Origin of the sequence: Microbacterium sp. LMI1x-1-1.1 (genome assembly GCF_040676205.1) — a bacterium.
In the GTDB taxonomy this organism is placed as follows: domain Bacteria; phylum Actinomycetota; class Actinomycetes; order Actinomycetales; family Microbacteriaceae; genus Microbacterium; species Microbacterium aquilitoris.
Genome location: NZ_JBEGHM010000003.1, coordinates 1 through 26,023, shown reverse-complemented (window position 1 = coordinate 26,023; position 26,023 = coordinate 1). Strand labels below are relative to the sequence as shown.

Here is a 26,023-nt window from a genome sequence, read left to right as displayed (position 1 = left end):
GACACAGGAGTCAGCATGAGCACTTCCCCCACCCCTCGAGGGTTCACCCCCACCGGGACCATCGCGACCGCCGCGGACCGCCGCCGCGTCGTGTTCGCCACCGTCGTCGGCACCACCGTGGAGTGGTACGACTTCTTCATCTACGCGACCGCCGTCGGGCTCGTGTTCGGACAGCTCTTCTTCGCCCCGCTGGGCAAGGACAGCGTCCTCATCGGATTCGCGACGGTCGGTGTGAGCTTCCTCTTCCGGCCCCTCGGCGCGTTCCTCGCCGGCCACCTCGGTGACAAGTACGGCCGCAAGGTCGTGCTCATGTGGACGCTCATCCTGATGGGCCTGGCGACGGCGCTCATCGGCGTCCTGCCGAGCTACGAGTCCATCGGCCTCGCCGCGCCCATCCTCCTCGTGCTCCTGCGCATCCTGCAGGGCATCTCCGCCGGCGGCGAGTGGGGCGGCGCGGTGCTCATGGCCGTCGAGCACGCCCCCAAGACGCGCCGCGGCGCGTTCGGCGCCTCGCCGCAGATCGGCGTGCCGCTGGGCCTGCTGCTCGCATCGGGCGTCATGGCGCTCATGTCGGCGATCGCGCCGGGGGAGCAGTTCCTGCAGTGGGGCTGGCGCGTACCGTTCCTCCTCAGCGTCGTCCTCATCCTCGTCGGCTGGTACGTTCGCCGCCGCGTGGAGGAGAGCCCCGTCTTCCTCGAGCTCGCCGAGCGCAAAGAGCACAGCCGGATGCCGATCGTCGAGCTCTTCCGCAAGCACGCGGTGCTCGTGATCGTCGCCGCCTTCGTCTTCGCCGGGAACAACGCCGTCGGCTACATGACCACCGGCGGGTACATCCAGGGCTACGCCACGAACCCCGAAGGCCCCCTCGGTCTCGACCGCGGCCCGGTGCTGTGGGCGGTGACCGGGTCGGCCGTCACGTGGCTGCTCTCCACCCTCGTGGCCGGTTTCGCCTCGGACCGGTTCGGGCGCCGCACGACGTACATCGCGGGCTGGATCATGCAGCTCGTGGGTGTGTTCGCGCTCTTCCCGCTGGTCAACACGGGGAACGTCTTCGTCCTCTTCCTCGGGCTCGCGATCCTCACGATCGGTCTCGGTTTCACCTACGGCCCCCAGGCCGCGCTCTACGCCGAGCTGTTCCCCGCCTCGATCCGCTTCTCGGGCGTCTCGATCTCGTACGCGATCGGTGCGATCCTCGGCGGCGCGTTCGCCCCGACGATCGCGACCGCTCTCGTCGCCGCGTTCGGGTCGACGACCCCGGTCACGTGGTACCTCGCCGGCATGACGGTGCTGGGCCTCGTGGCGACGCTGCTGCTGCGCGATCGCAGCGGCATCCCGCTCGACCCCGATCACGAGGCGGAGCAGGCGGTCAGCCCGGTCCGCGGCCTCACCCGCGCCTGACCGTTCGAGGAGAACCATGCAGTTCCACCACCACGGCTACGTCTCGGGCGATCCGCGGGTGCTGCCCGCCGCCGGCACCGGCGTCGACCGCCCCGAGGAGCTCCCCGACGAGACCGACGTGCTCATCGTCGGCTCGGGTCCGGCGGGGATGCTGTTGGCCGCCCAGATGTCGCAGTTCCCGCAGGTCTCGACACGTCTCATCGAGCGGCGCACCGGTCGGCTCGAACTGGGTCAGGCCGACGGCATCCAGCCGCGATCGGTGGAGACGTTCCAGGCGTTCGGGTTCGCCGAGCGGATCATCGCCGAGGCGTACAACATCGGCTACATGAACTTCTGGGGCCCCGACCCGGCCGACCCGAGCCGCATCCGCCGCACATCGCGGACCGATGACTACGGGCTGAAGATCAGCGAGTTCCCGCACCTGATCGTCAACCAGGCGCGCGTGCTCGACTACTTCGCCGAGGCCGCCGCCCACGGCCCCGGACGGATCGTGCCCGATTACGGCATCGAGTTCGTCGGCCTCGAGGTGCCCGAGGATGCCGCGGCCCCCGTCGCGGTCACGGTCCGCCACGTCGGCGGCCCCCGCGCGGGGGAGGCGCGCGTCATCCGGGCGCGGTACGTCGTCGGATGCGACGGTGCCCGGAGCGGTGTGCGACAGGCGATCGGGCGCGTGCACGTCGGCGATGCGTCGAAGCACGCCTGGGGCGTCATGGACGTGCTGGTCGACACCGATTTCCCCGACTGGCGCATCAAGTGCGCCATCAACAGCTCGGCGGGGAACATCCTCCACATCCCTCGCGAGGGCGGGTACCTCAGCCGCATGTACATCGACCTCGGCGCGGTCGCCGCGGACGACAACCACCGCGTCCGCGAGACCCCCATCGAAGAGGTCATCCGCCGCGCGAACGAGATCCTCCACCCCTACACGATCGATGTGAAACAGGTCGCCTGGCACAGCGTGTACGAGGTCGGACACCGTGTCACCGACGGATTCGACGACGTTCCCGAGGGCGTCGACCGCGATCCGCGGGTCTTCCTCACCGGCGACGCATGCCACACCCACAGCGCCAAGGCCGGGCAGGGCATGAACGTCTCGATGCAGGACGGGTTCAACCTGGGGTGGAAGCTCGGGCACGTGCTGACCGGGCTGGCCCCGGCATCCCTCCTCGCCACCTACGGCGCCGAGCGACGACCCGTCGCGCAGCAGCTGATCGACTTCGACAAGGAGTGGTCGTCGCTGATGGCGCGCAAGCCCGAGGAGATCACCGACCCTGAAGACCTCGCGACGTACTACCTCGCGACCGCCGAGTTCCCGTCGGGGTTCATGACGCACTACGGCGCCTCGGCGATCGTCGCAGGCGCCGAGCATCAGGACCTCGCGACGGGGTTCCCCGTCGGCAAGCGGCTGAAGTCCGCGGAGGTCGTCCGGGTCGCGGACGGCAACGTCGTGCACCTCGGTCACCATGCCAAGGCCGACGGGCGGTGGCGCGTGTACGCCTTCGCCGATGCGTCGGGCGAAGACCTCTCGGCCTGGGCGGAGTGGTTCGCCTCGGCATCCGGCCCGATCGCCCGGCACACGCCGGCCGGGGCCGATCCCGACGCCGTCTTCGACACGAAGGTGATCTACCCGCGGCGGTACGAGGACGTCGAGATGGCGGCGGTGCCCGCCGTGTTCCGACCCCACTCGGGGCCGCTCGGGCTCATGGACTGGGAGAAGGTGTACGCGACCGGACCGTCGACCTGGACGGATGTCGACGTCTTCTCCGAGCGCGGGATCTCGCCGCGTGGCGCCGTCGTCGTCGTCCGCCCCGACCAGTACGTCGCCGCCGTCCTGCCGTTGACCGCCACCGCCGAGCTGGGGGAGTTCCTCGCCGGAGCCTTCCGCCCCGCCGGCTGACGCGTCGAGGTGCCGAGGCGTCGCAGATGGTCGCCTGCGCGGCATCCCGCCGACCATCTGCGACGTCTCGGCGCTCCCACCGTCGGCTCGAGCACCGCTAGGGTCGGGGTGTGAGCGCCCTGAACCCGCTGGTCCCGTCCGGATACGACATCGTCTGGTCCGTCATCGCGCTGATCGCGGCCGTGCTCATGGTCGTCGCCCTGGTCTCGCTCGCCCGGTCGACGCGGCGGTTGACCTCGAGGCAGGCGCTGGCGTGGGTCCTCGTGGTGCTGCTGGTCCCGGTGGCGGGTCCCGCCGCGTGGCTCGCGATCGGTCGACGAGCAGGGATGCCGCGCCGCGAGGCGTGAGCCGCGCTTCCCGAGCGCGATAATCGAGCGAGCGGTCTCGCCCCGGCATCGCCTGTACCACCTACCCGAGGACGACCCATGGTGTTCCACAGCAAGGCCACGCTCGAGCACTGGGTGGCCGAGTTCATCGAAGCCCGAAGCGCCGGGGAGGAGATCCGCGTCGTCGTGCAGGACGGGTCGGGCGGAGAGGACACCGGATTGGTTCTGATCCCGCTGGAGAACGCACCGAACCAGGTCTGGATCGAACCTCGCGACGAGGGCGACGATCTCAGTTGGCACGTGTTCATCCAACCCGCCGAGCGGACCCTGGAGCTGACCAGCTTCGAGCTCAACGCCCTCACGCACGAACTTCAGATCGCAGCCGAGCTGTGCGCCTTCCTCCAGGAGAAGTCCCTCGGACACTCCGAGCCGGAACCCGCCGCGGAGACCGAGTCATCCTCGGCGGAGTGATCACCGCACCGCGGAGCGCCTGCGAGGAACGAAGTCAGGCCGCGATGCTTCCCTCGACGGCATCCGTCACCACTTCGAGGAATGCTTCGATGTGGTTGATCTCGGACGGGCTGAGACGCTCCACGGCGGCCTCCATGAGCTCGTCCAACTCCTCGAACGTGGTGCGCATCTCCCGTTTGGCGAGCGGCGTCGCCGTGACCGAGACGGCACGCCGGTCGCCGGCGACCTCGTGCCGCACGATCCGGCCGGTGCGTTCGAGCTTGTCGATCATGGCGGTCACCGATGCGGACGAGATCCCCAGATGCTGGATGAGCGCGTGGGGCCTCGCGGCGTGATCGCGCTGCTGCATCAGGAAACGGAGTGCCGCGAACTCGTTCTCGCTCATACCGAGTGAGCGCCGGGCGCGGGTCAGCATGTCGGACTCGGCCACGCGGTAGCGCCGCAACATGGCGAGGACTCTTCGGGCGTCGTGCCGCGCGACCCGAGGGGTCACATCGTTACCGTTCATCGCGCTCCACTCACGCCGCTTGGCTGAGGGCAACAGTAGTGCGCGCACCGCGCTTCTCCCCTCCCGTAGCGCGGGGCGATGCCACGTGGTAGCCCTCCCCGGGCAGGCCGCAGTCGAGGGCTCGATCGATTCAGGAAGGTATCGGAGCGGGTTCGGCGATCGATGTGAGCCCGCGAAGGTAGTGCGTTCCCACGAGCACCAGAGTGATGGTGCGAAGACGGTATCCCAGGGGCTCGTCGTGCCACGTTGCGTCCGGTCGCACTTCACGCATGTAAAGCCAGGGTGGGATGACTCCCTCGAGGACGCCGATCCACATCGCGTCGTACTTCTTGTTCCGTTCTACTCCGAACAGTTGCCCTGGACTCGCCAACGATGCGAGCAGGCCAGCCGTTGTGCCGAGCTCCACATCTCGGTCGCTTCGGGGTTGCGCAGGTGGCCACTCGGGCTGTGTGCGTGCGAATGCGGACTCGAAGGTCACATCGCCACGCACACGGTGAACCTCGCTGATCCGGATCGCAACGTGTCCGTCGAAAAAGCCGCCATCCATGGTCTGATGAACGAGCACCCAACGCCTGCCGACGCTGACGATGAAGCCCTTGACCGTCTGCGACGGGCGGGACACGCGGTCGATGGCGACGAGATCGGACCCGCCGATAGCTTCGCGGAGCTTGCGACGGATGGTCTTCTTGCGCACCTCGCCATCCTCGCCGAAGTCAGGACCTGCCGGAACCTCGTTCCGTCGTTGAGGAGCGCCCAGGCTTCATCCCGCCGCCACCGTTGCCGAGCCGACGCGAAGTGTCGTCTCATCGCCACGACGGGGACAGTTCGCGTCGGCTCGACGCTGCCCGGCTAGCCCTCGCCGGGCGAACGTCACCGCCGCAGGTTCACCTGCAGGATCTCCTCCTGGTAGGGGGCGCGGACGGCGCCCGAGACCCGCAGGTCGAGCAGCAGGAACGGGCGCTCGTCGGCGGGGAGATCGCGCCAGCGCGCGAGTGCCTGCAGGTCGTCGAGCGTCCGCACGATGACCCCCTCCGCGCCGACGGCCCGCGCGAGCCCGGCGAAGTCGACCTCGGGGATCTCCATCGGCCCGCGCGCGAGACCCATGACCCCGTACAGGTGCACCTCGGCTCCGTACGCACCGTCGTTCCAGACGACGGCGAGGCCGCGCCCGCGCGCCACCCGGACAGCCGACTCGAGGTCGGCGATCGCCATCAGGCCGCCGCCGTCTCCCGTCGTGAGGACGATCGTCGACTCGGGCCGCGCCCGCGCCGCGCCCGGTACCGACGGGAACCCGAGGCCGATCGACTGGTACGCCGTGCCGATCATCATCATCCGGTCGGGCGAGGCCACCGGCCAGAACATGTTGGCCCAGCCGATGAAGTGCCCGCCGTCCGAGACGACGACGCGATCCTCGGGCAGCAGTCCCGCGATCGCCGCGGCCGCGCTCCGCGGGTCGAGTCGCCCGTCGGGCGCGAGAGCGTCGCCGACGTCGTAGGTCCGGAGCCCGGCGACATCGACCGCCTCCCGCCAGCCCGACGGTGTCACCTCGAGCTGCTCGAGCTCGTCGGCGATCGCGCGCGCCGCGAGGGCGGCATCCGCTCGCAGGTACCGGCCGACCTGCGGATGCGTCGCCGCGGCCGCCACGTCGACCTGCGCGATCGTGGCGCCCGGCGAGAAGAGCTCGCCGAAGCGCATCGTGAACTGGTTGAGCGACGCCCCGAACACGACGACGACGTCGGCCTCGCGGATCGCGGCCATCGCGCCTCCCGCCCCGAAACCGCCGGTGACCCCCAGATCGTACTCGCCGCGCGGGAAGACGCCGCGGCCGAGCGCGGTGGATGCCGTCAGTGCCCCGACCGCGTCGGCGAGGCGTCCGAGCTGCCCACCGGCGCCCGCCGTCCACGCGCCGCGGCCGGCGAGGAGGAGGGGGCGTTCGGCTGACGCGAGCGCGCGGGCGACGGCGGACACCGTCGCGAGGGCGTGCGGGCCGGTCGGGGCGAGCGGGGCGGGGAGGACGGGATCGGGCGTCGCCGGGATCTCGCCCGCGTCGCGCCCGCCCACGTCGTAGGGGATCGCGAGCACGACGGGGATGCGGAACGACAGGGCGTGCTCGATCGCGATGACCGTCGTGGCCGCGGCATCCGTCCGTCCCACCGTGTAGGTGCGGACCCCCACGGCCGACGCGAGCGAGAGCTGGTCGACGTCCCACGGCCGCGGGCCCGAGGTCGGCTCGTCACCGACGACGAGCACGAGCGGCACGCGCGCCTGCGCGGCCTCGGCGAGCGCGGTGAGGGTGTTCGTGAAGCCCGCACCGTAGGTCGAGGTCGCCGCGGCGAGGCCGCCCCCGGCGCGGTGGTGCGCATCGGCGGCGACGACACCGCCGGCTTCGTGACGGACGGCGGTGAAGGTGACGTCATCGCGTCGTTCGAGGGCGTCGAGGACGAGCGCGTTGCCGTTGCCCATGACGCCGAAGACGTGATCAACGTGGGCGGCGAGGGCGGAGGCGACGTGGGCGGCGACGGTGGGCATGAGAGCTCCTGGAGACGATGACGACGGATGCCGTATATGTCTCGCGCTCCGCGACGATGCGGGTGGCTGCGTGCCCCTTTTCCGAGCACCAGGACCTTCGCGGTCCCGGACGGGATCAGTATAGGCGCGCGGACGGGGACGTCCGTGGCACACTGCGGTCATGCTGCAGACGATGGAGATCAGCCTCTCGCCGTTCGACGCCGCCCGGATCGTGCTCGACCACGTGCAGTCGTCGGGAATGACGGTGGAGTGCGTGGGTCAGCACGCGACCGCGACGGAGGCCGGGCATCAGACCGCGCTCCTGATCTTCGAGAAGTACTACATGCGCACCAGCAGCCGGGCGTCGCTGACGGTCCTGCTCGAGAACCTCGCCGGTCGCACGAAGGCCGTCTTCCGGGGATCCGGGGGAGGGGAGGGCGCCCTGTTCCGGTTCGACTGGGGGGCGAGCGCCGACTTCGCCGCGAGCGTCGTCGATGCGCTCCAGCCCTACGCGACCGACTGAACCGCAGATGGATGCCGCGCAGATCCGACGCCGTCGACTCCGCTCGCACCTGCTCGTCGAGCCCGCCGCGACCGTCCCCGACGTCGCGCGCCGGCTGTTCGCCGTGCAGGCGCAGGACTTCGCGGCCGGTCGCTGGGCGCTCGGCATCCGCACCTCCGGCGGCCCCGCCGTCGGCGACATCGACCGCGCGTTCGACGCGGGGCTCCTGGTGCGCGCGTGGACGCAGCGCGGCACCCTCCACATCGTGGAGCCCGGTTCGGTGGGGGCGATCCTCGACGTGACGGGGGAGCGGCAGACGCGGGCGTACGGCATCGACCCGGGAGTGCTCGATCGTGGCGAACGCGTCTTCCGGTCCGCCCTCGCCGCAGAGGCACCCCTGACCAGGGCCGCGTTCGTCGACGCCCTGCAGCGGGACGGCGTCGCGGGGTCCGTCGCTGCGGGCACGCGCATCCTCACCGCCCTGTCGATCCGCGGGGTGCTCGCGCTCGGCCCTGTCGTCCCGCGCGACGAGAGTGTCGCCCGTGAGCAGTACCTCGTCGCCCTCCCACCCCGAGGCCCGGCCGGCGACGACCCGGCCGTCGATCTCCTCGTGGCCTACCTGCGCGGACACGGGCCCGCGACCGGTGCGGACTTCGCCTGGTGGGCGGGGCTTCCGGCGGGGCAGGCCCGGGGAGCCGCCGAGCGTGCGGGCGACCGCGTCGTGGCCCTCGGCGGGGAGCTCCTCGACGTGCCCGACGAGCCGACCACCGCGGTGCCCGCCCCGGCCCTCCCGGGCACGATCGCGCTCCCGGCCTTCGACGAATACGTCCTCTCGTACGCCGACCGCTCGATCGGGATGGGTGCCGGTGATCGCATGAGCGTCGGCCCCACCGCCAACGGGATGGTGCGTCCGGTCATCCTCCGCGGTGGTGTCGCGGTCGGCACCTGGAGCCTCTCGCTCGCGGTGGGAAGCTCGGGCATCCCCGCAGCGACCCTGTTCGACGGGGAGTCGGATGCCGGGGTGGGTGACGCGCTCGCACGCGTGGGTGGCTTCTTCGGGCGCCAATAGCGAGTGCGGAGTCATGGCGCAAGCGGTTCTTCATGCCGTTCCGCCCGGTTAGCGTCCTCTCGAGCCCGCTGATCCTGGCGGCCGTGTCGGAGGGAGTGCATCATCGACTCCCCGCTGCGCGATTCTCCCCGGCGCGACACCTCGTCGCTTCGCGATGCACCCGACCGGATCCTCGTCCAGCGTGCCGTCGACGGCGACACGGCAGCTTTCGGAGAGATCCTCCGGCGTCACTCCTCTCTCGTGCGCGCCTACGTCTACCGCATCGTCGGGTCGGTCGCCGACACCGACGACGTCGTGCAGGACGCGTTCGTGACGGCATGGAAACAGCTCCCGACGCTCCGCGATCCGTCGGCCGTGAAATCGTGGCTGATGCGAATCGCCGGCCGGGAGGCACTCGCCCTCGCGACCCGGAGATCGCGAGAGGATGCTCTCGATGAGGCCGTCCTGCCGCCGTCCTCGCATGCGCAGCCCGAGCGCGCGGCGATCCAGAACGACCGCCTCGCGGCCCTCTCGCGGGCGCTCGACCGACTGAAGGAGGATCAACGCCGATGCTGGCTGCTGCGTGAAGTCGCAGAGCTCAGCTACGCCGAGATCGCAGAAGAGATGAACATGACCGACAGCACCGTCCGGGGACTGCTCGCACGGGCCCGGGCGAGCATCGCGATCGAGATGGAGGGGTGGCGATGAACGACGACGACACTCTCGAGTGCGGCCGCTCCGTCGACGAGCTCAGCAGCTACGTCGAGTCCGGTCGCACGCCCCGCGACCCCCACATCGAGTCGTGCCCCGACTGCCTGAACGTCATCGAGGCCCTGGAGCGGGTCGGCCAGCTCTCCCGGGACCTGGTCGCCGACGATGCCGAGCGGATGCCGCGACCCCCCGAGAGCTGGTTCGAGGGGATCCTCTCGGTCATCCACTCCGAGTTGCGCGCGGGTCGCAGCTTCCCCATCCACCACCCCGACCCCCGCGTGACGATCACGGTCACCGAGGGGGCCGTCCGCTCGCTCGTGCGCTCGAGTGCCGACGAGCTCGACGGGATCTACCTCGGGCGCACCGAGATCGTGGGCGATGCCGAGACCCCGGGCGCCCCGGTGCGCATCGAGCTCACCGCCTCCGTCGCCTGGGGCAAGTCGATCCCCGAGCTCACGGCGAGCCTTCGCGAGCTCGTCTACCGCGTCCTCGCCGAGCACACCGAGCTCAACGTCACCGCTGTCAACGTCGCCGTCGAGGAGCTCCACGGCACAGAAGGGAAGGAGTGACGCCATGACCCGGGTCCCCTCCATCGGTCAGCCCCCCATCGGGCAACCCTCCGACGAGCCGATCGACGCGTCCGCCGGCCAGCCCGATCTCGTCGCCCGCATCCGCGCCGTCGACGGCGTCACCGACGTCTACTCGCCCCGCTCCACCGTCGCTCGCATCCCCGGTCTCATCGCCGCCGCCGCCGGCGCGGACGGGGATCGCATGGCGGAGGTCGCCGTGACCGTCCGCGACGGGATGCCGCTGGTCGCCGCGCGGATCGCGACCGCGTCGCACGACAACACCCCGAACGCGGCCCGCCGCGTGGCCGACGCGCTGATCGCGAACACCCCGGACGACGCGCGGATCAGCATCCAGATCGCCCGGATCCACTGACGCCGAGAGCGGTCGCAGAACTCCTCCGAACTTTTTTGTGACGAATCGGGACGCCCGGCCCTCTTATGTACGAGGCCGAAAGCAACGGCCCGCGACGCACCCACGGTGCGTCGGAAGATCGTTCGAGAAAGAGGAGAACCATGGCTACCGAGACCCCCGCGACCACCACCCCCGCCGTGCCCGGCGCACGCGTCGACCGTTCGCTGCCGAAGGCCGACGAGACCTCGTCGTCCACCGCCGGCACGACCGTCATCTCCGACGGCGTCGTGGCCAAGGTCGCCGGCATCGCCGCTCGTGAGATCCCCGGCGTCCACGCTCTCGGTGGCGGCGGAGCCCGTGCCCTCGGCGCGATCCGCAACGCCATCAACGCCCAGGACCTCGGTCAGGGCGTCAAGGTCGAGGTCGGCGAGACCCAGGCCGCCGTCGACCTGACGATCGTCGTCGAGTACCCGACCCCCGTTCACCAGGTCGCCTCGCAGGTCCGTGACGCCGTCGCCGGCGCCATCACGCGCCTCGTCGGACTCGAGGTCGTCGAGGTCAACGTCACCGTCGACGACGTCCACATCCCGGGCGACGAGGACGAGCAGCACGAGGAGTCGCGCGTCTCATGAGCACCACGCTGATCGGCGCCCTGACCGGCGCCATCCTCGCCGTCGTGGGCCTCGCGTTCGGGTTCTGGGGATTCCTCCTCACCGCCCTGTTCATGGCGATCGGCGCCGTCGTGGGCCGCATCGCCTCGGGCAAGCTCGACGTGCGGGCCGTGACCGACGCCTTCACGGGACGGCGCACCTCCTGATGCGTACCGACACCGACGGAACGGCGGGCGGCGGGTCCTCGCGACCCGCCGCCGCGGCCCCCGGCGTCGCCGGCCGTACCGAGGTCGCCGAGCGTGTGCTCGTCGGCATCGCACGGGCGGTGTCCGCCGATGTCATCGGCGTCCCGCGGGGCGAGATCTCCGTGGGTGTCGCCGACCGACGGGACGGCATGGCTCTGAAGGTATCGAGCCCTCTCCCCGTCCCCGACCTCGATGATCTGGATGCGGTGCGGAGCACCGTCCCCGTCCTCGAGCGCGCCTCGCAGATGCAGGAGCAGCTGCGCGAGCGACTGACCCACCTCCTCGGGCGCGACATCGCCCGAATCGACGTCACCGTGACCGGTGCCCGGACCCCGGAAAGGAAGCGTGTGCGATGACCACCCCTGTGCTGCGTCGCGTCGTGCGCCGCGAGACCCACTCGCCGCGCAGCGTCGCCTTCGCCCTCGTCGTCCTGGTCGCGATCATCCTGGCCCTGTACGTCGCCGTCGAGCTCGTGCTGGCCCTCGCGGCCCAGCCCGCACTTCTGGTGCGCCCTGTGGCGGCGCTGGAGTGGCTGGCCGGACTCCCCGGCAACGCCCCGGTGGCGGCCGGTGTCGCCGGGGGGCTCGTCGTGGCCGCGATCGGGCTGTGGCTCGTGGTCCTGGCCGTCGCGCCGGGCCGTCTGTCCAAGCACGAAGTGGATGCCGGTGGCCGCGTCGCCGTCATCGACAACGGCGTCCTCGCCGCGGCGCTCGCCCAGCGGGTGAGCGACGAGATCGGCGTCGCCCGCGACCGTGTGACGGTCGGGGTCGCCCACCGGAGCGTCGACGTCACCGTCCGTCCCGGAGCCGGCATCCCGGTCGACAAGACCCAGGTCACCTCGCTGGCCGATGCGGAGATCGCCGCGCTGAAGCTGGCGCGCCCTGTTCGCACCCGCGTGCGGATCGCGCGCCCCGACGATGAGGAGAAGGCGGCATGAACGACACCAACCGTGCACTCAACCGCACCGTCCTGATGATCGTCGGCGTGATCCTGCTGATCGGCGGGGGCGCGGCGGCCACGGCGGCGGCCCTCCCGGCCGTCGGCGACGTGTGGACCTCCTCCGGGAAGGCCGCCGTCGACGCACTCCGCGCCGCGGGCGACGCCACCGCGATCCCCGGCACCGCGCTCAGCTGGGCGGCCATCGGTGCGGCGGTCATCGCGATCGTGATCGCGGTCGTCCTCTTCGCCAGTCTCACGACTCTCGTGAGCCGGCGTTCCCGCACCGTCCTCCGCTCGAGCGGCTCGCAGACGCCGCTCGGCCGGGTCACGATCACCGAGGGCTTCGCGGCGGACGCCGTGAAGAATTCCCTCGCCCGTGAGGGCGACGTGGTCGCGGCATCCGTCACTGCGCACACGGTCCGCGACGAGCCCGTGCTCCACGTGAGCATCACGGCCCGTCAGGGAGCCGACCCCCGTCGCGTCGTCGATCACGTCGATCGGCTGATGGACGGCCTGGCAGCCGTGACCGGCGCAGACACCGCCGCCTACATCTCGATCCACGGCGGCCTGCGCAGCAGGTTCGCCTCGGACGCCGCGCGGGTCAGCTGATCCACCGATCGAACCACCGGTCCAGGCACCGGTTTCCCCCCCACCACCGATAGAGAAAGGAGACCCTCATGGGACTCGACGACAAGATCAAGAACGCCGCTCAGGACATCGCCGGCAAGGCGAAGGAAGCGATCGGCAAGGCCACCGACAACGACAAGCTCGTTGCTGAAGGCAAGGCCGACCAGACGAAGGCCGACGCCAAGAAGGCCGGCGAGAACGTGAAGGACGCCTTCAAGAAGGACTGACCTTCACCACTCGCGCTGTTCGGGCGCGCGAGTCGAGCGGGGAGCACACGGGGACTGTGCTCCCCGCTTTCGTGTGCCCGGGTCAGGCGAACAGTTCCGCGCCCACGTACGAGCCGTCCCCCGCGCCGCGGGGCACCGCCCAGATGCCCGACGCGATGTGACGCACGTACTCGTTCATGAGGTCGGTCGACAGGGCGCGTTGGAGCGTCACGAACTGGTCCGGGCTCCGTTGGTACGAGAGGAAGAACAGTCCCGCGTCGAGGCGGCCGAGGTCGGTGTTGCCGTCGACGTAGTTGTAGCCGCGCCGCAGGATGCGGATGCCGTTGTTCAGGTCGGGATGGGCGAGGCGCACGTGCGAGGCCCGGTCGATCGCGGGGGCACCGGCGGCATCCGTGGTGCCGAAGTCGGGCGCGGTCGTCTCGACGCCGCCCGAGAGCGGAGCGCCATGCGCCTTGTCGCGTCCGATGATCCGCTGCTGCTCCGACAGCCGCACGCGGTCCCACGTCTCGATGAGCATCGCGACCTTGCGGGCCACGAGGTACGAGCCGCCGGCCAGCCACGCCGGAGCGTCGTCCTCGGCGACCCACACGTGGTCGGCGAGGGCTTTCGTGTCGTCCGCGAGGATGTTCGCCGTACCGTCCTTGAAGCCGAAGAGGTTCCGCGGCGTCGCCTGCGCGGCGGTCGTCTTCGAGGTCTTTCCGAAGCCGAGCTGCGACCAGCGCAGCCGCGCACGCCCGAAGGCGATCCGGCTGAGGTTGCGGATCGCGTGCACGGCGACCTGCGGATCGTCGGCGCACGCCTGGATGCAGAGGTCGCCCCCCGAGACGGACGGGTCGAGGTCGTCGCCGAGGAACGCCGGCAGTTTCGCGAGGCCCGCCGGGCGCAGCCGGGCGAGCCCGTACCGGTCCTCGCCGCTCTCGGTCGAGAACAGGGTCGGGCCCAGGCCGAAGGTGATCGTCAGGCCGGATGCCGGCAGCCCCAGCGCCTCACCGGTGTCGTCCGGCGGCGCCTCGGGCGACCCTCCGACGGCGCCGCTAGCGCTCACGTCGAGACCCTGCGTCATCCGCGCCGCCGCGTAGCTCCAGTCCTTCAGGAGCGACTGCAGGTCGTCTCGGCTCGAGCCCGCCATCATGTCGAAGGCGGCGAAGTGCAGGTGGTCCTGCATCGGGGTCGTGATGCCCGCCTGGTGCGTCCCGAAGAAGGGATGGACGGATGCCGCCCCCTCCTGTTCCGCACGTTCGCGCCCGACCGCGACGCCGATCGCGGAGCCCGCGCCGGCGCCGAGCGCGAGGCCCGCGGCGCCGACCCCGGCGGCGAGACCGAACAGGCCGCGCCTGCTGAGCGACGGGCGGGCGGTCTCTTCTGAGGGCGAGTCCTCGGTGGTCATTGCAGGACGGTGGAGGTCAGGCGGGACAGCGGCTCGGCCAGCGCGTTGATCAGGTCGGTGAGCTCGCGCTTGTCGTCCTCGGTGAGGGTCTTGTAGGCGACGAAGCCCTTCTCGAGCGAGCCGTGGGCGGCGAGGGCGGCGTTCAGGTCGTCGTAGCGCCGCGCGATCTCCGTCGAGAGCGTCTTCCCGTCTGATCCGGCGGCCGACGCGAAGTCGCGAACGAGCGAGAACGCCATCTTCGAGCCCTCGACGTTCGCGGCGAAGTCCGACAGGTCCGTGCCCGACCACCAGTCCTCCTCGCCGCTGATCTTCCCGGTCGCCACCTCGTCGAGCAGGGCGATCGCGCCGTTGGAGATCCCGGCGACGCCCTGGGCGTCGAGCGCCTTCTGGAACGCGTCGGAGTGGGCGTAGTCGTTGAGTTCGCCGACGTCCGCGACCAGCTTGTCGCCGTACGTCGCGCGTTCCTCCGTGGTCGACGGAGCCCAGTCCTGCCACGCCGGCGTCTCGCCGTCGGCGTTCAGCGCGTCCTTCTCCGGGACCCACAGGTCCTTCTCGATGCGGTGGAAGCCGGTCCATTCGAGGCCTTCGGCCACGGCATCCACTTCGCGGTAGTCGATGCGAGGGTCGAGGTCGCCGAGGGATTCGGCGACCGGCTCGATGCGCTCGTAGAACGCGCGCACCGTCGGGAACTGCGCGCGCGCCTCGTCGTCCCGCCCCGACTCGTAGGCGGTCGTGAAGGCGTCGACGGCGGGGACGAGCTGCTCGACCTGGTCCTTGACGAACGCGGCGTAGAGGTCGACGGCCTTCTGCTTCTGCTCGGCGTCGTCGCCGGTGGCGGCGACCGCCCCGCCGGTGACGCTGAAATCAGCGCGCCCGACGCCCTCGCCGACCATGCCCGGCTTGCAGAGCGTCTTGTACTTCCCCGGCTGCGCGACGACGGTCAGGGTCCGCTCGGCGCCGGGTGAGATGTTCTCGACTTCGCCGATGATGCGCAGCCCGTCCTCGGCGAGCAGGTAGAACTCGCTCACCTGGGAGCTCTTGTTCGACACCGCGAAGGTCAGCGTTCCGCTCTTCGCCGTCGCCGTCGAGACGTCGCAGGAGGAATCCGTCGAGGTCACGGTGAGGGCGTCCGTGCTCGTCGCGTCGGTCTTCGCGACGCAGCCCGAGAGGGCGACGGTGCTGACGGCCACGAGGGCGAGGGCGGCATGCGCCGTGGTGAGGCGGGGGCGGGTCATGATGCTCCTTGGGATGCGTGACGGGATGCGGAGGTGCCGGCGGATGCCGCAGGCGCAGGACGCGGGCGCGGGAACAGGCCTCGGACGAAGAACGTGCCGACGACGGCGAGGTAGAGCCCCCAGGCGATCACCTGCAGCCAGGTCATCTCGGGCATGAAGCCGACGGTCGCCTGGAGGAGCGCGGCGATCGCGCTGCCGGGAGGGAGCTGCGCGCTCAGGTCGAAGGCCCAGCCGAACGGGAACCCGGCGACGCCGACGCCGACGCCACCGGTGGCGGGGTCGATGGTCGCGGCCTCCGAGAAGGGGCCGGGGAGGGCGCCCGACTCCTGCAGGTCGTGGAAGGCGTAGGCGAGCACACCCGCGGCGACGACGACGAGGAAGCCGCCCGTCCACGCGAAGAAGCGGCGGAGGTCGAGACGTACGGCGCCGCGGGCGAGCAGCCATCCGAGGAGGACGGCGACGGCGAGGCCGAGCACGGCGCCGAGCCAGCCCGGGCCTTCCTGGTCGGCGGTCTGCACCATGGACCAGAGGAAGAGCGTCGTCTCGATGCCTTCGCGAGCCACCGACACGAACCCGATCAGGACGATCCCCCAGAAGCCGCCCATCGCGAGTGCGCGATCGATGCCGCTCTCGAGATGGGAGCGCATGGTGCGCGCGGTCCGCTGCATCCAGAAGATCATCCAGGTCACCATGCCGACGGCGAGGAGGGAGAGGAGGCCGCCGAGGAGCTCCTGGGCCTGGAAGGTGAGGGCGTAGGCGCCGAAGGTGAGGACGGCGCCGATGACGAGGACGAGCGCTGCCGCGAGTCCCACTCCGGCCCAGAGCTTCGGGAGGACGTCGCGGCGGTCGATCCGGACGAGGTAGGCGACGAGGATGCCGACGACGAGCGCGGCCTCCAGGCCTTCGCGGAGGCCGATGAGGAAGGGAGGGAGGAGCGAGGCGAGCACGGGATCTCTTCGGGTGTTCGGGAGTGAGGCCGGTGCCCGCTGCCCCGTCGCAGCCCGTCCGCGGGACCCGCTGCACGTCGTCGCAGATTAGGTTAGGCGAACCTCACTCGCGAGAGCGTACACCCGCCGCCCGGCGGCGCTCAACACGGCGTTCAGGCGTGTCGGTCCAGGAACGCGTAGACCTCGCCGTCGTCGACGCCGGGGAACATCCCCTGCGGAAGGGGCGAGAACATCTGCATGTGCACGCGGGCGCTCGGCCATGCCTTGCCCTTCCACCGTTCGGTGAGATCGGCGTCGGGTCGCCGGCAGCAGGCTTCGTCGGGGCACGTCGAGGCCGCCCGCTTCGGCGTTTCGCGCCCGCGGAACCAGCGTGCGTCGTCGAAGGGCACCCCGACCGTGATCGAGAACTCGCCCTCCGTAGTCGAGCCGGTCTGGCTCGAGCACCAGAACGTCCCGCCGGGGGTGTCGGTGTACTGGTAGTGCTCGGTCGTCCGGTTCTGCTCCGCGAACGCGGACCGCGCCGCGAATCTGCGGCAGACCACCTGCCCCTCGACCGATCCCGTCACGTCCATCGGCAGCGGCAGCCCGTCGTTCTCGTAGACGCGGTTGATCGCGCCCGCCCCGTCGACGCGCAGGAAGTGGAGCGGGATGCCGAGGTGCTGCGTCAGGAGGTTGGTCATCCGCATCGCGGCCGCCTCGTGGGTCACGCCGAATGCGTCGCGGAAGTCCTCGACGGCGAGGTTCCGGTCCTTCTTGGCCTGGGTCAGGAAGGCGACCGACGCGGTCTCGGGCATGAGGCAGCACGCCGCGTAGTAGTTGATCTCCAGGCGCTGCTGCAGGAAGTCGGCGTAGTCGGTCGGCGGGGTGTGCCCGAGCAGACGGTGAGCCATCGCCTGGAGCGCCATCGACCGCAGGCCGTGGCCGCCGGGGATGGATGCCGGGGGCAGGTAGATCCGCCCGTTCTCGAGGTCGGTGACCGATCGTGCGGAGTGGGGGAGGTCGCTCGCGTAGATGAGTTCGAACCCGAGCTGTTCCGCCATGATGCTGACCGTGCGGTGCGTCAAGGCGCCGGTGGAGTGCCCGGCGGCTTTGAGCTTCTTCTCGGCGAGCTTCTCGATGTCGGGCAGGTAGTTGTTCTGCTCCCGCATCCGCAGGCGCAGTTCGGTGTTGGCGCGGCGGGCTTCTTCGGGCGTCGCGATCGATTCGCGTTCGCGCCGCTCGAGTTCGCGGTGGAGCGCGAGGATGCCCTCGATCGTCTCGTCCGACATCGTCTTCGTGACCTTCACCGGGGCGACGCCGAGGCGGCGGAACACGGGGCTCCGCTGCGCGCGCTCCAGGTCGAGTTCGAGGGCGGCGCGGCGGTTCGGGGGCTCCGTGGAGAGCAGGTCGGTCACGTCCGTGCCCGTCGCCGTCGCGATCGCCTGCAGGACCGACAGCTTCGGCTCGCGCTTGCCGTTCTCGATGAGGCTGAGCTGGCTCCCGGCGATGCCGACGAGCGCCCCCAGTTCGTCGAGCGTGAAGCCGTGGGCGGTCCGCTGATGCCGGATGCGGTGGCCGAGGGTCGAGAGCTGGAGGGGCGTCGCCATGAACTTGATGCTATCGAAAGAATCGCATTTCTTGACGCAGAGAATTGCGAAAAGAGTGGGTTGTTGGGGCGCACAGTGGAGATACCCCACCCCGACCGAGGAGCGCCGAATGGCCATCGCAGACCTGTTCACCCGCCCCACCCGTACCGGCTCGACGCCGATCGTCGCCCGCTCGACGCCGGCGCCCACCGGCATCCGTCCCGCCGTCACCGGAGAGGGCATGGCGGCCCTCCATGCGTGGGTCGACGAGATCGCGGCGCTCACGCAGCCCGCCCGCATCCACTGGGTCGACGGCTCGGCCGCCGAGAACGACGCGCTGCTGCGCCAGCAGGTCGATGAGGGCAAGCTCATCAAGCTCAACCCCGAGTGGCGCCCCGGGTCCTACCTCGCCCGCTCGCACCCGAGCGACGTCGCCCGCACCGAGGGTCGCACCTTCATCGCCTCGGAGCGTGAAGAGGATGCCGGGCCCACGAACAACTGGATCGCGCCCGACGAGATCCGCGCGACCATCGCGCCCCTGTTCGAGGGCAGCATGCGCGGCCGGACGATGTACGTCGTGCCCTTCTCGATGGGCGCCGTGGGCGGCCCGCTCTCGCACATCGGCGTTCAGGTGACCGACAGCGCCTACGCGGTCACGTCCATCGGCATCATGACGCGCGTGGGCGCCGAGGTGCTGCAGCAGATCGCCGACGGCAAGCCCTGGGTCAAGACCGTGCACTCGGTGGGCGCGCCGCTCGCTCCCGGACAGCAGGACGAGGCGTGGCCCTGCAACGACGAGAAGTACATCGCCCACTTCCCCGAGACGCTCGAGGTCTGGTCGTTCGGCTCCGGCTACGGCGGTAACGCGATCCTCGCCAAGAAGTGCTTCGCGTTGCGGATCGCGTCGGTGATCGGCCGCGACGAGGGCTGGCTGGCCGAGCACATGCTGCTCATCCGCGTCATCGACCCCGCGGGCAAGGCCTACCACGTCGCCGCAGCGTTCCCTTCGGCCTGCGGCAAGACGAACCTCGCCATGCTCCGCCCGACCATCCCCGGGTGGCGGGTCGAGACGCTCGGCGACGACATCGCCTGGCTGCGTCCGGGTGAGGACGGCCGCCTCTGGGCCATCAACCCCGAAGCCGGCTTCTTCGGCGTCGCGCCGGGGACGGGCGAATCGACGAACGTGACGGCGGTCGACACTCTCTGGGGCAACACGATCTTCACGAACGTCGCGCTCCGTCCCGACGGCGACGTGTGGTGGGAGGGCCTGACCGACGAGGCGCCGGCCGAGCTCACCGACTGGGAGGGCAAGCCCTGGACCCCGGCATCCGGTCGTCCCGCCGCCCACCCGAACTCGCGCTTCACCGTGAGTGCGGGGCAGTGCCCGCAGATCGCCGCGGACTGGGATGCCCCCGAGGGCGTCCCGCTCGACGCGATCCTGTTCGGCGGACGCCGTGCCACCAACGTCCCGCTGGTGGTCGAGGCCACCGACTGGACCCACGGCGTCTTCATGGGCTCGAACATCTCGTCCGAGCGCACCGCCGCCGCCGAGGGGCTCGTCGGCGAACTCCGCCGCGACCCCTTCGCGATGCTGCCCTTCTGCGGCTACAACATGGCGGACTACTTCGGCCACTGGCTGAAGGTCGGTCAGAAGCTGCGCTTCGACCGGGCTCCGCGCATCTTCCAGGTCAACTGGTTCCGCAAGGGCTCGGACGGGCGCTTCCTGTGGCCCGGCTTCGGCGACAACGCCCGCGTCATCGACTGGATCATCCGCCGCATCGACGGGTCGGTCGGCGCCGTGGACAGCCCCGTCGGGCGCCTGCCGAAGACCGACGACCTGAACCTCGCGGGGATCGAGGTGCCGCAGGCCGATCTCGACGAGCTGTTCGCGGTGGACCCGGCATCCTGGCTCGCCGAGGCCGACCTCACCGAGGAGTTCTACCGGACGTTCGACGGCAAGGTCCCGCCGGCCCTCTACGCCGAGCTCGCCGCCCTGCGCTACCGCCTGCAGCGCACGCAGCAGGAGGCCTGAGCCTCCCGCACCAGGCGTCGACCCGACGAGAACTGCTGTTCCCGGATGCCGGGAGTCGCAGTTCGCGTCGGGTCGCGGTGCGTTCGGGGGAGCCTTCAGACCAGCAGTTGGCGGGCGGCGAGGTCGCGGTAGAGCGGCACGTCGCGCACGAGCTCGTCGTGCGTGCCCTGACCCACAACGCGGCCGTGATCGAGGACGACGATGAGGTCGCTGTCGACGACCGTCGAGAGCCGATGTGCGATGACGACGAGCGTGCGACCCGCGGCGACCGCGTCGATCGCGTCGCGCATCCGCTGCTCGTTGAGGCCGTCGAGGGACGATGTGGATTCGTCGAGCAGCAGGATCGGCGGAGCGGCCAGCAAGGCCCGCGCGATCGCGAGGCGCTGACGCTCGCCACCGGAGAGCATCACGCCCGCCTCTCCCACCGGCGCTTGCAAGCGCAGAGGCGAGCGCTCGAGCACCTCGGTGAGGTTCACGGCGTCGAGCACGCGTTCGCAGTCCGCGTCGGTCGCGTTCGGGGACGCGAGGCGCAGGTTGTCGGCGATCGTGCCGGCGAGGGTCGGGGCGTCCTGTTCCACGTACCCGAGTCGGGCGCGCAGCGACAGGCGGTCGAGCGCGCGGGCATCGATGCCGTCGATGAGGATCGCGCCGGCGGTCGGGTCGTAGAACCGCTCGATGAGCGAGAGGGTCGTCGACTTGCCGGCGCCCGACGGGCCCACGAGTGCAACGCGGGCTCCACGCGGCACCTCGAACGAGACGCCACGGAGCACGGTGGCCTCGGGCTCCGGCTCGGACTCCTCGGGGATCGGCGCGCGGGCGTCGGCGAGGGTCTTGAGCGCCTCGTCCTGTGCGCTCCGGCGCGCGCGGACGACTGCCTCGGGGTAGGAGAAGTGCACGTCGCGGAACTCGATCGCGGCCGTCGAGTCGGCGGCGGGTGAGGCAGCGGATGCGGCGAGGGCGGCATCCTCCGCGGTCTCGTCCGGCAGATCGAGGACCTCCTGGATGCGGCCGAGCGCGCCGAGTGCCTGGTTGACCGACGTGATCGCACCGAAGAACGAGGCGAGCGGCTGCACGAGGAAGAAGAGGAACATCACGAAGACCACGAGCTGCGCGATCTCGATGGCGCCCGATGCCACGCGGAATCCGCCCACGCCAAGCACCACCAGCAGTGACACCTGCAGCGCGATTCCCGCGACCGGGACGACGATCGCCGACGCCTTCGCGACCTTCACACCCGCGTCGTAGGCCTCGCCGGCGGTGGTCGAGATGGTCTCCTGTTCGCGGGACTCCGCACCCGACGCGCGGATCGTGCGGATCGAGCCGATCGCCCGTTCGACGCCCGAGGCGAGGGCGCCCACCTTCTCCTGCTGTTCGAGCGTGGCCCGACGGATGCGGCCGCTCAACACGACGACGACGGTCGCCGAGGCGCCGATGACGACGACGATCAGCAGCAGCAGGATCGGGTCGATGATGAGCATCGCGATGATCGCGCCGACGAAGATGAGGGCGTTGCCGATCGAGTCCGCGAACCCCTGCGTGAGGACGGCGTAGAGGAGGGTGGTGTCCGTGCCGACCCGCGACACCAGGTCGCCGGTGCGCCGAGCGTCGTACTCCTGCACCGGCAGGTGCAGGAGCTTGGCGATCAGTCGGCGACGGCTGGAGTAGACGACCGCGGTGCCGGTGCGCTGCAGCAGGTAGTGCTGGAATCCGCCGATGAGCGAGGACACGACGACGAGGCCGACGAGGACCCAGACGAGGATGCCGAGGGCCTGGCCCGCCTGCACCCGGCCGATGACGTTCCCGACGAGGAGCGGCTGGATGAGGGTGGCGACCGCTTCGAGCACGCTGAGGACGCCGACCACCACGAGAACACGCTTGTGTTCGAGGAGGAAGGGGACGAGCTGACGGAGGCTGGCGCGGGGGCCGTCGTCCTTCGAGGGGCGGCGCAGACCGCGGCGAGGCGTGGACATCCCTCTATCTTCCTCCGTCCTGACGGTGTCCCCGCCCGTCGATAGTGTGGTCCGGTGCCAGAACCCGTGATCCGCGCCGAGAAGCTCGTGAAGGCCTACAAGAGCAAGGGCAAGCCCGACTTCGTCGCCGTCGACGGGCTGTCGTTCGAGGTCGCACCGGGGGAGTCCTTCGGTCTGCTCGGCCCGAACGGAGCCGGCAAATCGACGACGATGAAGATGATCGGCGCCGTGTCGACCCGGACGAGCGGGAACCTGTCGATCCTGGGGCTGGACCCCGACCGACACGGCCCCGAGATTCGTTCGCGCCTGGGCGTCGTCCCGCAGCAGGACAACCTCGACGGCGAGCTCAACGCGCGCGAGAACCTCTACATCTACGGGCGGTACTTCGGGCTCCCGGGCAAGGTGTGCGCCGAGAAGGCCGATGAGCTGCTGGCGTTCGCCCAGCTCGAGGACAAGGCGAAGAACAAGGTCGACCAGCTCTCCGGCGGGATGAAGCGCCGCCTGACGATCGCTCGCGGGCTCATCAACGACCCGCGCATCCTGCTCCTGGACGAGCCCACGACGGGCCTCGATCCGCAGGCGCGTCACGTGCTCTGGGACCGCCTGTTCCGCCTCAAGGAGCGGGGCACGACGCTCGTCCTCACGACCCACTACATGGACGAGGCCGAACAGCTCTGCGACCGGCTCGTCGTCGTCGACAAGGGGCGCATCATGGCCGAGGGGAGCCCAGCCTCCCTCATCCGCGAATATTCCAGCCGCGAGGTGCTCGAGGTGCGCTTCGGTTCCGACCGCAACGAGCAGGTCGCCGCCCAGCTGCAGGGTATCGGCGACCGCGTCGAGGTGCTGCCGGACCGCATCCTCGTCTATGCCCACGACGGTGAGGCCGCCCTCGAACGGGTCACCTCGTCGGGCCTGCAGCCGATGACGAGCCTCGTCCGTCGGTCCAGCCTGGAGGACGTGTTCCTCCGCCTCACGGGACGGTCGCTCATCGAATGAGCGAGACGACACAGGCAGCGCAGCCGACGCTCGACGAGCTGCGGGCAGAAGCGATGGAGTGGGGGCGCAAGCCCCGTCGATTCGGCAGCTGGTACGTCACGGAGCACATGGTCCGGGCGATGCGCGCCTACGGCTGGACCATCGTGGTCGGAGCGCTCGGGCAGCCGGTTCTGTATCTGCTCGGCTTGGCCGCCGGCCTCGCCGCGCTCATCCGGACGCCGATCGACGACCGCGGCGTGCAGGTCGACTACCTCGTCTTCGTCGCACCCGCGCTCCTCGTCACGGCGGCGATCTCCGTCGCCTCCGAGGAGATGACGTACCCCGTCATGGCCGGGTTCAAGTGGCGACGGTACTTCTTCGGGTTCAACGCGTCCGCCCTGTCGAGCCCGCAGATCGCCAACGGCGTCATCATCGGCGCGGCCGCCCGCATGACGTTCGCGGTCGCGGCGTACTACCTCTTCATCTGGCTCCTCGGTGCCCTCGGCATCGGGTGGACGACGGTGCCGAACCCCGAGACCGGGTGGATCGCGATCCCGGCGGGCATCCTCGCGGGCCTCGCGTTCGGCATCCCGCTCATGGCGTACGCCGGCTCGATCGAAGACGACAGGGGGCAGTTCGCGCTCGTCCAGCGCTTCATCTTCATGCCGATGTTCCTGTTCTCGGGCACGTTCTACCCTCTCGAGACCCTGCCCGTCTGGCTCCAATGGATCGGGTGGGTCTCGCCGCTGTGGCACGGCGCCGAGCTGGGGCGCCTCGCGACCTACGGCGCCGCAGTGCCGCCGTTCATGATCGTCGTCCACTTCGCTTATCTCGTCGTGCTCGCTGGAGTGGGGTACCTGTGGGGCCGGAAAGTCTTCATCGAAAGGCTCGCCAAGTGAGCGCCGTCGCCGTCGACACCGCCGCCCGCCGCGGGGGAGTGCGTGCCCTGTGGGCGGGCAACCCCGGCGCCGTCGTGCAGCGCGGATTCCTCGCCGCCCGATCCTCGAGCTGGGCCGTCGTCCTGTCCGGTTTCTTCGAGCCGGTCTTCTACCTCGCGTCGATGGGTCTCGGGCTCGGCAAGCTCATCGGCGACGTCCAGACCTCGCAGGGGATCGACGTCAGCTACGCCGCGTTCATCGCGCCCGCCCTCCTGGCCGTGTCCGCGATGAACGGCGCGATCTACGACTCCACCTGGAACGTCTTCTTCAAGCTGAACTACGGCAAGCTCTACGAGGGGATGCTGGCCACGTCCCTCGGGCCCCTCGATGTCGCCCTCGGCGAGATCCTCTACGCGCTCCTGCGCGGCCTGCTCTACGCGACCGGTTTCATGATCGTCATGCAGGTGCTCGGGCTGAACCTCGCCTGGACCGCGATCCTCGCGATTCCGGCGGTGCTCCTGATCGCGTTCGGCTTCGCGAGCTTGGGAATGGCGATCACGAGCTACATGAAGACGTTCCAGCACATGGACTGGATCAACTTCGTGCTGCTGCCCATGTTCCTCTTCTCGGCGACGTTCTACCCGATCACCGTCTACCCCGAGTGGGTGCAGTCGATCGTCATGGCACTGCCCCTCTGGCACGGCGTGGAACTCCTCCGCGGGCTGACCCTCGGCATCCTGTCGGTCGACATGCTCTGGCACGTCCTGTACTACGTCGTGATGATCGCCGTCGGGCTCGTCTTCACGACGAAGCGCCTGCGTGCCCTGTTCCTCGGCTGAGGATCAGCGGCCGGACTCCATGACCTCGCGCGCCTTGCGGATGCGACGCGGATTCACGGGATGCGTCGCGAGGACGACCTTGCCTCGGGAGTGCAGCTTCAGCAGGTCGTCGTACGCCTCGGCGACGTCGGCCAGCGGATAGAAGCCCGAGACGAGCACGTTCACGGCGCGCTTCTCGGCGAGATCCACGACTTTCCGAAGCTGATCCGTCCCGTGCGCGACCGCATCGGGCTCGTCCGAGAGCAGGGCGACCTCGCGGTCACGCCGGTCGGCGCTCGAGCGGAACTTGCCTGCCGGGACGCCCAGCGCCTCGGCGATGTCCTGTCCGTCCTGGCCGAAGTTGTCGATGTAGGCGCTCACGCCGTCGGGGGCGAGCGCACGGATGCGGTCGACGATCCCATCGCCGTACTGCACCGGCTTCACGCCGAGCTGTCGCAGATAGTCGAAATTGCGGGCGCCGCACGTTCCGATCACGCGGGCGCCGCGATGCATCGCGATCTGCGCCTCGACGCTGCCGACGCCGCCGGCGGCCGCCGAGATGACGACGGTGTCCCCGGCGCCGACCTTGAGTTCGTCGAGGATGTCGAGGGCCGTCGTCCCGGCCAGGTACAGCCCGCCCGCCGTCTCGAAGGTCACGTTCTTGGGCTTGCGGACCAGGCGGTCGACCGAGATCGTGAGGTGGCTGGCCTGGGCGCCCGAGCGGAGGTGGCCGACGACGTCACTGCCCACGGGGAAGCCGGACGTCTCGGGCCCGACTGCGATGACGGTGCCTGCGAAGCAACTGCCCGAATGGCGCGGGAACTCGTCGTTCCATTCCTTCTCGGCGCCCGAGCGGACGAAACCGTCGATGTGATTGAGGCCCATCGTCATGACCTCGACGGTCACCTCGCCCTGGCGGGGCTCGGCGAGGGGGCGGTCGACGAGATGCAGCACCTCCGGCCCGCCGGTCTGGTCGTACTCGACGACCGATGCCTGGGTGACCTTCTTGATAGCCATGGTCCACTCCCTCGTGTGCCTGTGAGGCCGACGATAGACCCGCCTCGTGCCCGAGGGGAACTCTTGACAGAACGGATGCCGCGGCCCTCCCGATGGGGTGGGCCGCGGCATCCGTCGATTCAGCGGAGGTCAGCGGATGCCGAGGTCCGCGTGTCCGATGTTCGTCTCGTACTCGACGTCCTTCGTCTCCTTCGACAGCCACAGGGCGATGAAGGTGAGGACGGCGGAGCCCGACAGGTAGATGCCGACCAGCCACGGCG

The 26,023-nt window shown here is 70.3% G+C and carries 28 protein-coding genes; 19 read left to right on the top strand and 9 right to left on the bottom strand.

From position 1 onward, the window contains the following. The first annotated feature begins 15 nt into the window (after positions 1 to 15). The 4 genes from MRBLMI1x_RS14005 (at position 16) to MRBLMI1x_RS13990 (ending at position 4,092) form a co-directional block, all read left to right on the top strand. A complete protein-coding gene (locus MRBLMI1x_RS14005) occupies positions 16 to 1,398 on the top strand; it encodes an MFS transporter (RefSeq protein ID WP_018188830.1) in 1,383 nt (460 codons plus the stop codon). Positions 1,399 to 1,414: 16 nt separating this feature from the next. After that, positions 1,415 to 3,295 (top strand): FAD-dependent monooxygenase, encoded by a 1,881-nt coding sequence (locus MRBLMI1x_RS14000; RefSeq protein WP_363459460.1) that lies wholly within the window; start codon positions 1,415 to 1,417, stop codon positions 3,293 to 3,295. A gap of 110 nt (positions 3,296 to 3,405) precedes the next feature. Continuing rightward, positions 3,406 to 3,642, top strand: a complete 237-nt coding sequence (locus MRBLMI1x_RS13995; protein ID WP_336124504.1) for a PLDc N-terminal domain-containing protein — start codon at positions 3,406 to 3,408, stop codon at positions 3,640 to 3,642. A gap of 78 nt (positions 3,643 to 3,720) precedes the next feature. After that, complete coding sequence (locus tag MRBLMI1x_RS13990; RefSeq protein WP_018188827.1) at positions 3,721 to 4,092, top strand: hypothetical protein; 372 nt, start codon at positions 3,721 to 3,723, stop codon at positions 4,090 to 4,092. Positions 4,093 to 4,126: 34 nt separating this feature from the next. Here the strand turns inward: MRBLMI1x_RS13990 and MRBLMI1x_RS13985 are convergent, their stop codons facing one another. The 3 genes from MRBLMI1x_RS13985 to MRBLMI1x_RS13975 form a co-directional block, all read right to left on the bottom strand. Continuing rightward, positions 4,127 to 4,540, bottom strand: a complete 414-nt coding sequence (locus MRBLMI1x_RS13985; protein ID WP_018188826.1) for a MarR family winged helix-turn-helix transcriptional regulator — start codon at positions 4,538 to 4,540, stop codon at positions 4,127 to 4,129. Positions 4,541 to 4,730: 190 nt separating this feature from the next. Continuing rightward, a complete protein-coding gene (locus tag MRBLMI1x_RS13980) occupies positions 4,731 to 5,294 on the bottom strand; it encodes a hypothetical protein (protein ID WP_363459457.1) in 564 nt (187 codons plus the stop codon). A 176-nt stretch (positions 5,295 to 5,470) separates the two neighbouring features. Beyond that, on the bottom strand, positions 5,471 to 7,129 hold the full coding sequence (locus MRBLMI1x_RS13975) for a thiamine pyrophosphate-binding protein (protein ID WP_363459455.1): 1,659 nt from the start codon (positions 7,127 to 7,129) through the stop codon (positions 5,471 to 5,473). A gap of 160 nt (positions 7,130 to 7,289) precedes the next feature. Between MRBLMI1x_RS13975 and MRBLMI1x_RS13970 the strand changes: the two genes are divergently transcribed. The 11 genes from MRBLMI1x_RS13970 (at position 7,290) to MRBLMI1x_RS13920 (ending at position 12,939) form a co-directional block, all read left to right on the top strand. Next, positions 7,290 to 7,631: a DUF6054 family protein gene (locus MRBLMI1x_RS13970; RefSeq protein ID WP_020096694.1), complete on the top strand. Its 342-nt coding sequence runs from the start codon at positions 7,290 to 7,292 to the stop codon at positions 7,629 to 7,631. Next, positions 7,603 to 8,679, top strand: coding sequence for a winged helix DNA-binding domain-containing protein (locus MRBLMI1x_RS13965; protein WP_363459453.1), 1,077 nt, complete (start codon positions 7,603 to 7,605; stop codon positions 8,677 to 8,679). Before MRBLMI1x_RS13970 ends, MRBLMI1x_RS13965 begins: the two co-directional genes overlap by 29 nt. A gap of 99 nt (positions 8,680 to 8,778) precedes the next feature. Continuing rightward, positions 8,779 to 9,366 carry an RNA polymerase sigma factor gene (locus MRBLMI1x_RS13960; protein WP_336126414.1) on the top strand — a complete coding sequence of 196 codons (588 nt, stop codon included), beginning with the start codon at positions 8,779 to 8,781 and terminating at the stop codon, positions 9,364 to 9,366. Then, positions 9,363 to 9,938 carry an Asp23/Gls24 family envelope stress response protein gene (locus MRBLMI1x_RS13955; protein WP_256335309.1) on the top strand — a complete coding sequence of 192 codons (576 nt, stop codon included), beginning with the start codon at positions 9,363 to 9,365 and terminating at the stop codon, positions 9,936 to 9,938. The genes MRBLMI1x_RS13960 and MRBLMI1x_RS13955 overlap by 4 nt, the downstream gene beginning before the upstream one ends. A gap of 4 nt (positions 9,939 to 9,942) precedes the next feature. After that, positions 9,943 to 10,311, top strand: a complete 369-nt coding sequence (locus MRBLMI1x_RS13950; RefSeq protein ID WP_020096697.1) for a hypothetical protein — start codon at positions 9,943 to 9,945, stop codon at positions 10,309 to 10,311. 140 nt (positions 10,312 to 10,451) lie between these two features. Continuing rightward, on the top strand, positions 10,452 to 10,922 hold the full coding sequence (locus MRBLMI1x_RS13945; protein WP_311857711.1) for an Asp23/Gls24 family envelope stress response protein: 471 nt from the start codon (positions 10,452 to 10,454) through the stop codon (positions 10,920 to 10,922). Further along, the gene (locus MRBLMI1x_RS13940; protein WP_018188818.1) at positions 10,919 to 11,107 is read left to right on the top strand and encodes a DUF2273 domain-containing protein; all 189 of its coding nucleotides are present in this window, start codon (positions 10,919 to 10,921) and stop codon (positions 11,105 to 11,107) included. Before MRBLMI1x_RS13945 ends, MRBLMI1x_RS13940 begins: the two co-directional genes overlap by 4 nt. Beyond that, the gene (locus tag MRBLMI1x_RS13935) at positions 11,107 to 11,502 is read left to right on the top strand and encodes a hypothetical protein (RefSeq protein WP_018188817.1); all 396 of its coding nucleotides are present in this window, start codon (positions 11,107 to 11,109) and stop codon (positions 11,500 to 11,502) included. Before MRBLMI1x_RS13940 ends, MRBLMI1x_RS13935 begins: the two co-directional genes overlap by 1 nt. Beyond that, positions 11,499 to 12,083 carry a DUF6286 domain-containing protein gene (locus MRBLMI1x_RS13930; RefSeq protein WP_018188816.1) on the top strand — a complete coding sequence of 195 codons (585 nt, stop codon included), beginning with the start codon at positions 11,499 to 11,501 and terminating at the stop codon, positions 12,081 to 12,083. Before MRBLMI1x_RS13935 ends, MRBLMI1x_RS13930 begins: the two co-directional genes overlap by 4 nt. Next, the gene (locus MRBLMI1x_RS13925) at positions 12,080 to 12,694 is read left to right on the top strand and encodes a hypothetical protein (RefSeq protein WP_363459449.1); all 615 of its coding nucleotides are present in this window, start codon (positions 12,080 to 12,082) and stop codon (positions 12,692 to 12,694) included. The genes MRBLMI1x_RS13930 and MRBLMI1x_RS13925 overlap by 4 nt, the downstream gene beginning before the upstream one ends. Before the next feature lie 68 nt (positions 12,695 to 12,762). After that, entirely contained in the window at positions 12,763 to 12,939 is a 177-nt protein-coding gene (locus MRBLMI1x_RS13920; protein WP_018188814.1) for a CsbD family protein, read from the top strand. A gap of 82 nt (positions 12,940 to 13,021) precedes the next feature. On the opposite strand, the gene efeB is transcribed toward MRBLMI1x_RS13920, so the two are convergent. The 4 genes from efeB to MRBLMI1x_RS13900 all read right to left on the bottom strand — a co-directional run bounded on the left by efeB (position 13,022) and on the right by MRBLMI1x_RS13900 (position 18,094). Continuing rightward, complete coding sequence (gene efeB / locus MRBLMI1x_RS13915) at positions 13,022 to 14,326, bottom strand: iron uptake transporter deferrochelatase/peroxidase subunit (RefSeq protein ID WP_363459447.1); 1,305 nt, start codon at positions 14,324 to 14,326, stop codon at positions 13,022 to 13,024. Then, positions 14,323 to 15,561, bottom strand: a complete 1,239-nt coding sequence (efeO, locus tag MRBLMI1x_RS13910; protein ID WP_363459445.1) for an iron uptake system protein EfeO — start codon at positions 15,559 to 15,561, stop codon at positions 14,323 to 14,325. Before efeO ends, efeB begins: the two co-directional genes overlap by 4 nt. Next, positions 15,558 to 16,508 carry an iron uptake transporter permease EfeU gene (efeU, locus tag MRBLMI1x_RS13905; protein ID WP_363459443.1) on the bottom strand — a complete coding sequence of 317 codons (951 nt, stop codon included), beginning with the start codon at positions 16,506 to 16,508 and terminating at the stop codon, positions 15,558 to 15,560. Before efeU ends, efeO begins: the two co-directional genes overlap by 4 nt. A 152-nt stretch (positions 16,509 to 16,660) precedes the next feature. After that, complete coding sequence (locus tag MRBLMI1x_RS13900) at positions 16,661 to 18,094, bottom strand: helix-turn-helix domain-containing protein (protein ID WP_363459441.1); 1,434 nt, start codon at positions 18,092 to 18,094, stop codon at positions 16,661 to 16,663. 109 nt (positions 18,095 to 18,203) lie between these two features. Here MRBLMI1x_RS13900 and MRBLMI1x_RS13895 point away from each other — a divergent pair, with 109 nt between their 5' ends. Then, positions 18,204 to 20,105, top strand: coding sequence for a phosphoenolpyruvate carboxykinase (GTP) (locus MRBLMI1x_RS13895; protein ID WP_363459439.1), 1,902 nt, complete (start codon positions 18,204 to 18,206; stop codon positions 20,103 to 20,105). 95 nt (positions 20,106 to 20,200) lie between these two features. Here MRBLMI1x_RS13895 and MRBLMI1x_RS13890 read toward each other — a convergent pair whose 3' ends face one another. Beyond that, complete coding sequence (locus MRBLMI1x_RS13890) at positions 20,201 to 22,075, bottom strand: ABC transporter ATP-binding protein (protein WP_363459437.1); 1,875 nt, start codon at positions 22,073 to 22,075, stop codon at positions 20,201 to 20,203. A gap of 54 nt (positions 22,076 to 22,129) precedes the next feature. Here MRBLMI1x_RS13890 and MRBLMI1x_RS13885 point away from each other — a divergent pair, with 54 nt between their 5' ends. From MRBLMI1x_RS13885 to MRBLMI1x_RS13875, 3 genes are read left to right on the top strand one after another with little or no spacing between them, the layout of a single operon-like run. After that, positions 22,130 to 23,071: an ABC transporter ATP-binding protein gene (locus MRBLMI1x_RS13885; RefSeq protein ID WP_116228570.1), complete on the top strand. Its 942-nt coding sequence runs from the start codon at positions 22,130 to 22,132 to the stop codon at positions 23,069 to 23,071. Further along, a complete protein-coding gene (locus MRBLMI1x_RS13880) occupies positions 23,068 to 23,949 on the top strand; it encodes an ABC transporter permease (RefSeq protein ID WP_020096706.1) in 882 nt (293 codons plus the stop codon). The genes MRBLMI1x_RS13885 and MRBLMI1x_RS13880 overlap by 4 nt, the downstream gene beginning before the upstream one ends. Further along, complete coding sequence (locus MRBLMI1x_RS13875) at positions 23,946 to 24,767, top strand: ABC transporter permease (RefSeq protein ID WP_116228571.1); 822 nt, start codon at positions 23,946 to 23,948, stop codon at positions 24,765 to 24,767. Before MRBLMI1x_RS13880 ends, MRBLMI1x_RS13875 begins: the two co-directional genes overlap by 4 nt. A 3-nt stretch (positions 24,768 to 24,770) precedes the next feature. On the opposite strand, the gene MRBLMI1x_RS13870 is transcribed toward MRBLMI1x_RS13875, so the two are convergent. After that, positions 24,771 to 25,763 carry an NADP-dependent oxidoreductase gene (locus MRBLMI1x_RS13870; protein WP_363459434.1) on the bottom strand — a complete coding sequence of 331 codons (993 nt, stop codon included), beginning with the start codon at positions 25,761 to 25,763 and terminating at the stop codon, positions 24,771 to 24,773. Between the last annotated feature and the right edge of the window lie 260 nt (positions 25,764 to 26,023).